This is a genomic window from Buchnera aphidicola (Pemphigus obesinymphae), assembly GCF_026122815.1.
Classification (GTDB): domain Bacteria; phylum Pseudomonadota; class Gammaproteobacteria; order Enterobacterales; family Enterobacteriaceae; genus Buchnera_C; species Buchnera_C aphidicola_BJ.
Genome location: NZ_JAIWQW010000001.1, coordinates 53,922 through 66,306, shown reverse-complemented (window position 1 = coordinate 66,306; position 12,385 = coordinate 53,922). Strand labels below are relative to the sequence as shown.

Genomic DNA, 12,385 nt, shown 5'->3' with positions numbered 1-12,385 from the left:
ATGTGTACTTTAGCAATAATAATTATTCAACATTTTTAAATTAATATTCAGATATTAATATTATTTTAAATTTTTTAAAAACCAATTTTTTCGGGGATACAATGTTTGACGTATTAATATACTTATTTGAAACATATATTCATAATGAAATAGAAATTTTTATAGATCATGATAAATTAGCGAGTGATTTGATGGATATAGGATTTCAAAAAAAAGATATTTATAATGCTCTCATTTGGTTAAAAAGATTAGTTGATTATCAGAGCGAATTAACATTTTCAGTACCTTCAGTTTCCGATAAATTTCCTGTACGTATTTATACCAAAGAAGAATCTCAAAGATTAAATTTCGATTGTAGAGGATTTTTATTATTTTTAGAACAATTACAAGTTTTGAATTTAGATACTCGTGAAATAGTAATAGATAGTGTTATGGCGTTAGATATTGAAGAATTTGATTTGGAAGAATTAAAGTGGGTGGTATTAATGGTTTTATTTAACATACCGAGTTGTATTGATGCTTACAGCAAGCTGGAAGATATTTTATTTAATGTCAATGAAGAATTTATTTTACATTAATATTTTTATTTCATTTTAAAATTTTTAAAAATATCAAAATATACCGATAATTACTTTTTTTATATAGTATATTTTTTATATAATTTTTATAGGTATTAATTTCTAAAGTAGAATATATTTTTTATTAAAAGTTAAAACTGATAATATATTATTGCATGGTAGATTTTTATTTGAACAAATGTAGAATATAACTTTATAAAACCGATTATTTATGTTATCTAAAATAAATGTTTTTTATTTTTATTTTTTTGTCAAATTCTTTACAAAATTGAAATATGTGCATTGTAATGTATGGGGATAATAATGAATTTTAACATATATTTTGATCTATATTTTTATTGTTAATTAAAATTAACATGTTTTTTTAATATTTTTAGTGAAGAGATAGAATTATGATTAAAATAAAAAAAAAATCTTTTTCGGTGTTTGGAAATCCTATAACTCATAGTCTATCACCTAAAATTCACGATTTATTTTCAAAAAATACTGGTATTAAACATCATTATTCTGCGATTCACGTGCCTTTAGGTAAGATTGAAAATGTGTTAAGTTTTTTTTTTCACATGGTGGTAAAGGAGGTAACATTACGTTGCCTTTTAAAGAAAAAGCATTTAATTTTTGTCACCAATTAACCGAAATAGCAGAAGTGTCTGGTGCAGTAAATACCTTAAAAATGTTAAAAAATGGGAAAATATTAGGAGAGAATACGGATGGAATAGGCATATTAAATGATTTAAAAAGATTAAAATTTGTAAAAAAAAAATATAACATATTGGTAGTCGGAGCTGGTGGTGCAGCTAGAGGTATTATTTTACCATTATTGTTGTTTGGTTGTTACGTATTTATTACTAATAGAGATATGAAAAAAGCAGAAGATATAGAAAAAAAATTTAAAAATTTTGGGCAAATTGCTTCTGTCACGTTAGATAATTTTAAAAAAAAAATTAATCTTATCATTAATGCTACATCCAGTGGCATATACGGTTTATCTCCTGTATTACCTGATTATATTGTTGCTTCTGATACTTATTGTTATGATATGTCTTATCATCCTCCAATAACACCTTTTTTATCGAGATGTAAAGATTTAGGTGCAATAAATATTGCAAATGGAATAGGTATGTTAGTTAGTCAAGCTGCGTATTCTTTCTTACTTTGGCATGGTATATTACCTGATGTGATTCCTATAATCAATTTTTTAAATACTGACAATAAATAAAAATATTTTTAAATTCAAAATGATTATTTGATATAATTAAAATTATTTAAAATGATAAAAGTAATAAAAAAACCTTGACTCTTTTATCTCATTCTGTAACATATAGATTGTATTTTAAATATATATATTTTATATATTGAATTTTTACTTTTTTAGTCCCTTTCGTCTAGAGGTCTAGGACATCGCCCTTTCACGGCGGCAACAGGGGTTCAAATCCCCTAGGGGACGAAAAAAATAAAATTATTTCTGTACTATACAATATATATATGTTATTCTTAATTTGTTTTTGACATAGTTAATAAAATTAATAATAAAGTTCTTTAAAAATTTGGAAAACAAGCATACATTAACTTATAATTAAGACATCTGTGGGTTGTAAGGTTAAGTAAATAAGCGTACATGGTGGATGCCTTGGCAGTTAGAGGCGATGAAGGACGTGCTAATCTGCGAAAAGCGTCGGTAAGTTGATATGAAACGTTATAACTGACGATATCCGAATGGGGAAACCCGGTACTTTTAAAATAGTATCATTACTAACTGAATAAATAGGTTAGTAAAGCAAACCGGGAGAATTGAAACATCTAAGTATCTCGAGGAAAAGAAATCAACCGAGATTCCCTCAGTAGTGGCGAGCGAAAGGGGAACAGCCTAGAGCTATAATCAACTTAATTTTCAGTAGAATATTTTGGAAAAAATAGCGATACATGGTGATAGCCCAGTATATAAAAAGAATTATTTTGTGGGCTCAAAAAGTAGAACGGGACACGAGAAATCCTGTTTGAATATGGGGGGACCATCCTCCAAGGCTAAATACTCCTAACTGACCGATAGTGAACTAGTACCGTAAGGGAAAGGCGAAAAGAACCCCGGCGAGGGGAGTGAAATAGAACCTGAAACCATGTACGTACAAGCAGTAGGAGCTTATATTTTTTAATTTAATAAGTGACTGCGTACCTTTTGTATAATGGGTCAGCGACTTGTATTCTGTAGCAAGGTTAACCGTATAGGGGAGCCAAAGGGAAACCGAGTCCTAAATAGGCGTTAAGTTTCAGGATACAGACCCGAAACCCGGTGATCTAGCCACGGGCAGGTTGAAGGTTAGGTAAAACTAACTGGAGGACCGAACCGACTGATGTTGAAAAATCAGCGGATGACCTATGGCTAGGGGTGAAAGGCCAATCAAACCGGGAGATAGCTGGTTCTCCCCGAAAGCTATTTAGGTAGCGCCTCGTGAATTCATCTACGGGGGTAGAGCACTGTTTCGACTAGGGGGCCATCCCGGCTTACCAAACCGATGCAAACTCCGAATACCGTAGAATGTTATCACGGGAGACACACAGCGGGTGCTAACGTTCGTTGTGGAGAGGGAAACAACCCAGACCGCCAGCTAAGGTCCCAAAGTCATAGTTAAGTGGGAAACGATGTGGGAAGGCATAAACAGCCAGGATGTTGGCTTAGAAGCAGCCATCATTTAAAGAAAGCGTAATAGCTCACTGGTCGAGTCGGCCTGCGCGGAAGATTTAACGGGGCTAAACTATGCACCGAAGCTGCGGCAGCAATAGTTTTTATTTATTTGCTGGGTAGGGGAGCGTTCTGTAAACCGAAGAAGATGTATTGTGAAATACATTGGAGGAATCAGAAGTGCGAATGCTGACATGAGTAACGATAAAACAAGTGAAAAACTTGTTCGCCGAAAAACTAAGGTTTCCTATCCAACGTTAATCGGGGTAGGGTAAGCCGACCCCTAAGGTGAGGTCGAAAGGCGTAATCGATGGGAAACAGGTTAATATTCCTGTGCTTTGTGTTACTGCGAAGGGGGGACGGAGAAGGTTAAGTTAGCCAGGCGACGGTTGTCCTGGTTTAAGCGTGTAGGTATAAAGATTAGGCAAATCCGGTCTTTTTTAATCTGAGGCGTGATGACGAGTCATTAAGGTGATGAAGTAACCTATACCACGCTTCCAAGAAAATCCTCTAAGCATCAGGTAATATAAAATCGTACCATAAACCGACACAGGTAGTTAGGTAGAGAATACTAAGGCGTTTGAGAGAACCTGGGTGAAGGAACTAGGCAAAATGGTGCCGTAACTTCGGGAGAAGGCACGCTGGAATGTAGGTAATAGAATAAACTTCTAGAGCTGAATCCAGTCTAAGACATCAGCTGGCTGCAACTGTTTATTAAAAACACAGCACTGTGCAAACATGAAAGTGGAAGTATACGGTGTGACGCCTGCCCGGTGCCGGAAGGTTAATCGAAGGGGTTAAAGGAAACTTGAAGCTCTGGACTGAAGCCCCGGTAAACGGCGGCCGTAACTATAACGGTCCTAAGGTAGCGAAATTCCTTGTCGGGTAAGTTCCGACCTGCACGAATGGCGTAATGATGGCCAGGCTGTCTCCACCTAGGACTCAGTGAAATTGAAATTGCTGTGAAGATGCAGTGTACCCGCGGCAAGACGGAAAGACCCCGTGAACCTTTACTATAGCTTGACACTGAATATTGATTTTTGATGTGTAGGATAGGTGGGAGGCTATGAGTATTAAACGCTAGTTTAATAGGAGCCGTCCTTGAAATACCACCCTTTAAAATTTAGTGTTCTAACCTAGTGCCGTAATCCGGTACAGAGACAGTGTCTGGTGGGTAGTTTGACTGGGGCGGTCTCCTCCCAAAGAGTAACGGAGGAGTACAAAGATTGGCTAATCACGGTCGGAAATCGTGAGATTAGTGTAAAGGCATAAGCCAGTTTAACTGTAAGCGCGATAGCGCGAGCAGATGCGAAAGCAGGTCTTAGTGATCCGGTGGTTCTGTATGGAATGGCCATCGCTCAACAAATAAAAGGTACTCCGGGGATAACAGGCTGATACCGCCCAAGAGTTCATATCGACGGCGGTGTTTGGCACCTCGATGTCGGCTCATCACATCCTGGGGCTGAAGCAGGTCCCAAGGGTATGGCTGTTCGCCATTTAAAGTGGTACGCGAGCTGGGTTTAGAACGTCGTGAGACAGTTCGGTCCCTATCTGCCGTGGGCGTTGGAAGATTGAGGGGGTCTATTTCTAGTACGAGAGGACCGAAGTGGACGCATCACTGGTGTTCGGGTTGTCATGCCAATGGCATTGCCCGGTAGCTAAATGCGGAAAAGATAAGTGCTGAAAGCATATAAGTACGAAACTTTCCCCAAGATTAGTCTTCCCTGAAACATTATTGTGTTTACTGAAGGGTCGTTGAAGACTACGACGTTGATAGGCTGGATGTGTAAGCATAGTGATATGTTGAGCTAACCAGTACTAATGACCCGAGAGGCTTAACCTTACAACACCAGAGGTGTTTTTATTAATGATTATGTATGTTCTTGTTATCTAAATTTAAACACATTTTTTATTTTAAAAATGCCTGGTAAAAATAGTGTTATGGTACCACCTGAAACCATTCCGAACTCAGAAGTGAAACATTTCAACGCCGATGGTATTACGGGGTTTCCCCGTGTGAGAGTAGGAAATTACCAGGCAACACATAAAAAACAACCAAGGGTACATTTATCCTTGGTTGTTTTTTATGTGTTGCCTGATATTATCATAAAATAATTAATATTTTTTTATGAGTAGTTTTATTTGTACTTTTAAATAGAGTTAGTTATTTATAATAATAAGCAACATTTTTAAAAAATAATTTTTCTATTAATATAGAAAAACTTCTAAAATTTTTTTATTAACTTATTGTATTAAGTTAGTTTTATTTTCATGTAAAGGTAATGTAGATGTCCAAGATTAAAGGTAATGTTAAGTGGTTTAATGAATCTAAAGGTTTTGGTTTCATTACTCCTGAAGATGGAAGCAAAGATGTATTTGTTCATTTTTCAGCTATCCAAAGCAACGGATTTAAAACTTTGACTGAAGGTCAAAGCGTTGAATTCGAAATTACCGAGGGAGCAAAAGGACCATCTGCTGCTAATGTAATTAGTTTATAAATTAATATATAATAACATTATATTAATTTAATTCCATTATATAGTGCAGTGCTATTTAGTACTGCACTATTTTTTATTTTAAAAAAAAATTAATTATTATTATTAATATGGTTTTATGTAGCATATTTAATTTTTGATAACTTTTTATTTTTTAATTTTAAAAAATTATCAAATTAATGGATATTTTTATTTTAAAAATAAATAATTTTTACAAAACCATACGTACTATATTAATTTGACTTAATTCACGGTATAAAATTTCTATTTGAGAAAAATTTTTAGCACATATTGAAATAGAAATAGAAAGATAATTACCTTTATTGCTAGATTTTATTTGAGGTATATAATCTCCAGGTAATCTAAATTGTATTACTTGCACTATTTTATCAATTAGTTCTGGTTTCGCCAAACCAATTATTTTATAAGTAAATGAACAAGGAAATTTTAACATTTTTTCTAATTTTGTTTTCATTTTGGTTCCTTTTTTTTATATCTATAAAATTATTTATAACATTTTTAATTAAATAAAAATTAATATTTTTATTATTGATCAAGAATTATTTTAACATGAAATATTGATATTTTTTTTTATAAAAAAGGATATTAAAATTAAATTTTTAATCTTTAATAATATAATTATTATTTGATATATACAAATAAAGCAAATTGTAATTTGATAATTTAAATAGATTATATTTTCATTAATAATTTTTAACAAAAATTATTAATGTATTTACATATTTATATTAAAATTAAGTATATTATATATATAATATACATATTTAATATATGTTATTTATTTTAATAAAAACTTACTTTTTTTAACATAAAAATATTTTTATATATAATGGATATTTTGATTAATAAGGAATCAGTGATATTTTTTAGTTAATAATATTAATTTTTATTTTTTATAAACATTATTTTTTTAAAAAATTTTTAATGATTTATTGAATAGAGATGCGGTTATGTTAAAAATTTTTAATTCATTTACTAGAAAAAAAGAATATTTTAAACCTATTTTTTCTAAAAGAGTGAGTATGTATGTTTGCGGAATAACTGCTTATGATTTTTGTCATATTGGTCACGGAAGAACATTTATAATATTTGATGTTATAGCCCGTTATTTTCGTTATTGTAGATATCAATTAAAATATGTTAGAAACATTACAGATATTGATGACAAAATTATTAATGCATCTTTTAGAAACAAAGAAAGTATTAATTCATTTACTAATCGAGTAATCGATTACATGAATCAGGATTTTAAATTATTAAATATTTTATCTCCAGATGTAGAACCAAGAGTAACCGAATATATAAAATTTATTATTGCTATGATTTCTGATTTACTCAAATTAAATCATGCTTACATATCTGAAGATGGAAATGTAATATTTTCTGTTGATAGCGATATTAATTATGGGATGTTATCTAGACAATCTTTAACTTATTTGAAATTTAGTGACAAAATAAAAAAAATCAACATTATGAAAAAAAATAAGTTAGATTTTGTTCTATGGAAAATTTCTAAAAAAAATGAACCTTATTGGAATTCTCCTTGGGGAAAAGGGAGACCTGGATGGCATATTGAATGTTCTGCCATCAGTAAAGCTATTTTAGGTGATACGTTTGACATTCATGGCGGTGGTTCAGATTTGTTATTTCCTCATCATGAAAATGAAAGATCGCAGTCAATGTGTGCAAATAAAAGTATTTATGTAAATTATTGGATACATACAGGTATGGTTATTTTAAATAACAAAAAAATGTCTAAGTCTTTAAGTAACGTATGTATTTTAAAAGATATTTTACAAAATTATGAAGCCGAAATTATTCGATATTATTTATTGTCAACTCATTATAGACATCCTTTATATTATTCAGAAGAAAATTTAAAAATATCCAGTCTTTCTTTAATACGACTTTATAGAGCTTTAAAAAATACGAATATTAGCAACACAATTGTTTATAATTCTATTTTTGAGTTAGAATTTAAAAAAGCTATGGATGATGACTTCAATACACCTTTGGTATTATCTATCTTTTCAAGAATAGCTAATCAAATTAATTTTTTTAAGAAGAAGAAAGATTTTATAGAAGTGAATAAATTAGCATCGATATTAACGTTTTTAGGAAGAGAATTGGGATTATTAATGCATAATTCGGATGATTTTTTAAAAAATCTGTCTAATTATACTCAGGAACAAATAAAAGAAATAGAGATGTTATTAAATATGCGAGATAATTTTAGAAAGTTAAAAAATTGGGAAGAGGCAGATAATCTTCGTAAAATTTTATTAAATTTAGGTATCGTTATTGAAGATGATAAAAATAAAACTGTTTGGTATTGTGTAAAAAAAATGTAGATGTTTTTTATATATAGATAAAAGTATTGATTAAACAATTTCACTTATATTTTTTTTACATTTTATATTTATTTTAATTTTTTTTAATCATTGTGATATGTTTCACAAGCATATAAAGTATTTTGTAATAATGAGGTTACAGTCATAGGACCTACTCCTCCTGGAACAGGAGTTATGTAAGATGCTTTTAAACATACGGATAAGAAATCGATATCACCAACTATTTTCCCGTTATTTAATTTATTAATTCCTACATCGATGACTATTGCTCCTTTTTTAATCCATGTTCCATTTATAAAATTAGGTTTACCGACTGCTACAATTAATAAATCAGCATTTTTAACATAATTTTTTAAGTTTTTTGTAAATCTATGTGTAATTGTAGTTGTACAACCGGCTAACAATAATTCTAGACTCATTGGTCTTCCGACTATATTTGATGCGCCAATGATCACCGCATGTAATCCATAAGTGTTAATATTATATTTTTTTAATAAAGTCATAATTCCTAGTGATGTACATGGTCTTAGTGTAGGTTTTTTTTGACAAAGACATCCTATATTATATGGATGGAATCCGTCTACATCTTTTTCAGGTAAAATTTTGCTAACTATGTTCATGGTGTTGATATGTTCAGGCAGAGGAAGTTGTATTAAAATTCCATCGATGCTATTATCTTTATTTAATAAATCAATTAAATCTAATATTTTTTTTTCAGAAGTTTTAATTGGTAAATTCCAATTTTTTGAAATAAATCCTACTTTTTTACAGGCAAGTATTTTTTTGTTAACATAAACTTCAGAAGAAGAATTATTTCCTATTAAAATAACTGCTAAACCGGGAATTCTTTTTCCGATTTTTAATCTTTCTTGTACTTTTTTTAAAATATTTAATTGTATAGAATTAGCTATTTTATTGCCATCTATAATTTTAGCGAATGACATAAGAGTACTCTTTCAGTATGTGAAATGTGATATTTATAATTGGTATAATGGAAATTATTTTTTTCTAAAATAGATTTTTAATCTAAATTGTGTTAATAATTATTTTACATACACATGTAAAATTTATATTATATATGGTATAATAATTTAATTGTTATTAATAAAATTATGCACCCTTAGCTCAGTTGGATAGAGCAACAGCCTTCTAAGCCGTAGGTCACAGGTTCAAATCCTGTAGGGTGCACCATATTATATCAGGTTTATTTTAATACATTATTTTTTATGATATTTTCTATATTTTTTTTTATTTCAAGTGTCGTATAAGATGCGTCTATTTTATAATATTTTATGTTATTTAATTTTGCTGTGTGTCTATAGTATTTTATTAAAGGTATAGTAAATTTTTTATATTCTTTTATTCTTTTTTTTATTTTTTCTTCTTTATCATCATCTCGAATTATTAATGGTTGTCCTGTAATATTATCTTTATTTTCTACAATAGGTGGATTGAAAATTATATGATAAATTCTACCTGATTCAATATGTATTCTTCTTCCTCGGATTCTTTCTAATATCAATTTTTCTGTCAGTGAAAATTCAATTATACAATCTATTTTTACATTTATTTTTTCTATAGCGTTGGCTTGGTTTACAGTGCGAGGAAATCCATCTAATAAAAATCCTTGATTACAGTCTTTTTCTTTAATTCTTTTTCTTATTAATTGAATCACAATATTATCATTGATTAATTTCCCACAGCTTATAATTTTTTTTATTTTTTTACTTAATTCAGTTTTTTTTAATGTCTCATTTCTTAATATATCACCAGTAGATATTTTAGGAATGTTATATTTATCTGTAATCCATTGAGCTTGAGTTCCTTTTCCTGTCCCAGGAGCACCAATAAAAATAATACGCATTATTATCAGTTCCTAAAAATACTAATTGTTGTTTTATATTATATATAATATTTTTATTGAAAATTGTTAATTAATAAGTAATTTATTAATTCTATTAATAAATTGATTAGGATTGTCTAAATTTCCTTTTTCAATTAGCAAAGCTTGTTCTAATAACAATTGTATCCAATCATATAGTAAAATATCATCTTTTAGATTCATTATTTTTTTTACCAAAATATGATTCGGGTTAATTTCAAATATATATTTTATTTGAGGAACTTTTTGTCCAGCAGCTGAAAATAATTTTGCCATTTGAGTGGTCATTTCGTTAACATCTGTTAATACTACAGCAGGAGTATCAATCAATCGGTATGTAAAACGTACATCCTTTACTTGATCTTTAAGTATTTCTTTTACTTTTTTTATGAAAATTTCAGAATTTATTTCTGAACAGTTTTCTTTCTTTTTATCTTTTTTTATTAATTCATTTAATGATTCATCGATTTTACTAATAGATTGAAATTTTTTTTCTTGAAATTCTGTTAAATAATTCATCATCCATTCGTCAATACGGTCAGAAAGTAGAAGAACATCTATTCCTTTTTTTCTAAAAAATTCTAAATGAGGACTAGTATTAGCTGATAGATAACTATCAGAGGTGATGTAGTATATTTTTTCTTGTTTAGGAATCATGTTTTTAACATAATCTTTTAACGATAATGTTTGTTCTGGACTATTGTTTTTGATTGAAGAAAATCTTAAAAGATTGGAGATAGTGATTTTATTTACAGTATCTTCGGCAGGTCCTTCTTTAAGAACTAATCCGAATTGATTCCAAAATATTTTATATTTTTTATTGTCATTTTTTGCTAATGATTCCAACATTTGCAAAACTCTTTTCGTCAGTGCTTGACGTAAATTATGAGTAATACGATTATCTTGTAATATTTCTCGAGATATGTTTAAAGGAAGATCATTAGAGTCTATTAAACCACGTACGAACCTTAAATAATTAGGTAAAAAATGTTCTGCATTATCCATTATATATACACGTTTTACATAAAGTTTTAATCCATGTTTATTTTCTCTATTCCATATATCCCAAGTTGCTTTTTCTGGAATATATAATAAACTTGTGTATTCGTTATGTCCTTCTACATGATTATGACTCCATATTAGAGGATTATTAAAATCATGAGTAATGTGTTTATAAAATTCTTTATATTCTTTTTCAGTAATATTGTTTTTATTTATAGTCCATAAAGCTTTTGCTTTATTAATTTGATCCCAGGTACCAATTTTCTTTTTTTCATCATAATTGAATATTTTTACAGGTACCGATATATGATCTGAATATTTGTTAACTATATTGCGAATCTTCCAGGTATCTAAAAATTCTTTTTCTTCTGATTTTAAAAATAAAATAATTTCTGTTCCTGTTTCTTTTTTAAGAATTTCTTTGACTGTGTATTCTCCATTTCCTGATGATTCCCATTGAACTCCTATTTCTTCGCTAGTAGTTACAGAACGAGACCGAACAATAACTTTGTTAGATACAATAAATGATGAATAAAAACCTACACCGAATTGTCCTATTAATTGGTGATCTTTTTTTTCTATTAAATTAATAAATTCTTTTGTTCCTGACTTTGCAATAGTACCTAAGTTTTCGATAATTTCTTGTCGATTCATACCAATACCATTATCACTGATAGTTAAAGTATTATCTTTTTTATCAATTGAAATATTGATCACAAAATTAGTATTTTTCTGATATAATTCAGGTGAAGAAATAGCTTTAAACCTGAGTTTATCTATTGCATCAGAAGCGTTGGATATTAATTCTCTAAGAAAAATTTCTTTATTAGAATAAAGAGAATGTATCATTAAATGAAGAAGTTGTTTTACCTCTGATTTAAATATGTATTTTTCTTTTTTTTCAATATTCATATATTTGTTCCAATTTACATATACATGTATTTTTTACAATGACTTATAAATAATAGGAGAGTGGCATTCATATATTTGATTTTTACTGCTTTACAATGGTAAATTGAATTCAGGAGGTAAATTTACTCCGGTAGAAATAGATGCCATTTTTTGTTTATGGGCTTCAGAAATTCTTCTTTCAGCATCATTGAATGCAGCTGCAGTTAAATCTTCTAACATTTCTTTGTTATCTTTTAATAAACATGGATCTACTTCTACTTTTTTGCAATTATGTGCTCCATTGATAGTCACTTTAACTAATCCAGCTCCTGCTTCTCCTGTAACTTCCATGTTTGTAATTTCTTTTTTTATTTTTGCCATTTTTTCTTGCATTTTTTGTGCTTGTTGCATTAGATTACCTAATCCATTTTTAGTAAACATATTATTCTTCTTCAATTAAATTTGTTTTTTTAAATAAAAAATTT

General features: G+C 29.2%; 8 protein-coding genes, 2 tRNA genes, 2 rRNA genes and 1 pseudogene. 8 read left to right on the top strand and 5 right to left on the bottom strand.

What is annotated here, in order from left to right; genetic code table 11:
• Nucleotides 1-101: 101 nt before the first annotated feature.
• The 6 genes and pseudogenes from LDP10_RS00265 (at nt 102) to cspE (ending at nt 5,756) form a co-directional block, all read left to right on the top strand.
• Nucleotides 102-578: a DUF494 family protein gene (locus LDP10_RS00265; protein ID WP_265196745.1), complete on the top strand. Its 477-nt coding sequence runs from the start codon at nt 102-104 to the stop codon at nt 576-578.
• A 392-nt stretch (nt 579-970) separates the two neighbouring features.
• Nucleotides 971-1,797, top strand: a pseudogene (gene aroE, locus LDP10_RS00260) (shikimate dehydrogenase).
• Nucleotides 1,798-1,952: 155 nt separating this feature from the next.
• Nucleotides 1,953-2,025: transfer RNA gene (locus LDP10_RS00255), tRNA-Glu, on the top strand.
• A gap of 151 nt (nt 2,026-2,176) precedes the next feature.
• A 23S ribosomal RNA gene (locus LDP10_RS00250) occupies nt 2,177-5,101 on the top strand.
• A gap of 80 nt (nt 5,102-5,181) precedes the next feature.
• Nucleotides 5,182-5,297: ribosomal RNA gene (gene rrf / locus LDP10_RS00245) — 5S ribosomal RNA — on the top strand.
• 249 nt (nt 5,298-5,546) lie between these two features.
• Nucleotides 5,547-5,756, top strand: coding sequence for a transcription antiterminator/RNA stability regulator CspE (cspE, locus tag LDP10_RS00240; protein WP_265196743.1), 210 nt, complete (start codon nt 5,547-5,549; stop codon nt 5,754-5,756).
• A 208-nt stretch (nt 5,757-5,964) separates the two neighbouring features.
• On the opposite strand, the gene ybeD is transcribed toward cspE, so the two are convergent.
• Nucleotides 5,965-6,228 (bottom strand): DUF493 family protein YbeD, encoded by a 264-nt coding sequence (ybeD, locus tag LDP10_RS00235; RefSeq protein ID WP_265196742.1) that lies wholly within the window; start codon nt 6,226-6,228, stop codon nt 5,965-5,967.
• A 496-nt stretch (nt 6,229-6,724) separates the two neighbouring features.
• On the opposite strand from ybeD, the gene cysS reads away from it, so the two are divergent.
• On the top strand, nt 6,725-8,125 hold the full coding sequence (gene cysS / locus LDP10_RS00230; RefSeq protein ID WP_265196741.1) for a cysteine--tRNA ligase: 1,401 nt from the start codon (nt 6,725-6,727) through the stop codon (nt 8,123-8,125).
• An 83-nt stretch (nt 8,126-8,208) separates the two neighbouring features.
• Here cysS and folD read toward each other — a convergent pair whose 3' ends face one another.
• Nucleotides 8,209-9,069: a bifunctional methylenetetrahydrofolate dehydrogenase/methenyltetrahydrofolate cyclohydrolase FolD gene (folD, locus tag LDP10_RS00225; protein ID WP_265196740.1), complete on the bottom strand. Its 861-nt coding sequence runs from the start codon at nt 9,067-9,069 to the stop codon at nt 8,209-8,211.
• Nucleotides 9,070-9,239: 170 nt separating this feature from the next.
• Between folD and LDP10_RS00220 the strand changes: the two genes are divergently transcribed.
• Nucleotides 9,240-9,316 (top strand) — tRNA-Arg (locus tag LDP10_RS00220).
• A gap of 13 nt (nt 9,317-9,329) precedes the next feature.
• On the opposite strand, the gene adk is transcribed toward LDP10_RS00220, so the two are convergent.
• The 3 genes from adk to LDP10_RS00205 form a co-directional block, all read right to left on the bottom strand.
• Nucleotides 9,330-9,989 carry an adenylate kinase gene (gene adk, locus LDP10_RS00215; protein ID WP_265196738.1) on the bottom strand — a complete coding sequence of 220 codons (660 nt, stop codon included), beginning with the start codon at nt 9,987-9,989 and terminating at the stop codon, nt 9,330-9,332.
• Between the two features lie 66 nt (nt 9,990-10,055).
• Nucleotides 10,056-11,915 (bottom strand): molecular chaperone HtpG, encoded by a 1,860-nt coding sequence (gene htpG, locus LDP10_RS00210; protein ID WP_265196818.1) that lies wholly within the window; start codon nt 11,913-11,915, stop codon nt 10,056-10,058.
• Nucleotides 11,916-12,011: 96 nt separating this feature from the next.
• A complete protein-coding gene (locus tag LDP10_RS00205) occupies nt 12,012-12,341 on the bottom strand; it encodes a YbaB/EbfC family nucleoid-associated protein (RefSeq protein ID WP_265196736.1) in 330 nt (109 codons plus the stop codon).
• Between the last annotated feature and the right edge of the window lie 44 nt (nt 12,342-12,385).

Bases quoted from the DNA above. Each gene is read 5' to 3' on its own strand.
- LDP10_RS00265 (WP_265196745.1), top strand. From the start codon at position 102: ATGTTTGACGTATTAATATACTTATTTGAAACATATATTCATAATGAA.
- cspE (WP_265196743.1), top strand. From the start codon at position 5,547: ATGTCCAAGATTAAAGGTAATGTTAAGTGGTTTAATGAATCTAAAGGT.
- ybeD (WP_265196742.1), bottom strand. From the start codon at position 6,228: ATGAAAACAAAATTAGAAAAAATGTTAAAATTTCCTTGTTCATTTACT.
- cysS (WP_265196741.1), top strand. From the start codon at position 6,725: ATGTTAAAAATTTTTAATTCATTTACTAGAAAAAAAGAATATTTTAAA.
- folD (WP_265196740.1), bottom strand. From the start codon at position 9,069: ATGTCATTCGCTAAAATTATAGATGGCAATAAAATAGCTAATTCTATA.
- adk (WP_265196738.1), bottom strand. From the start codon at position 9,989: ATGCGTATTATTTTTATTGGTGCTCCTGGGACAGGAAAAGGAACTCAA.
- LDP10_RS00205 (WP_265196736.1), bottom strand. From the start codon at position 12,341: ATGTTTACTAAAAATGGATTAGGTAATCTAATGCAACAAGCACAAAAA.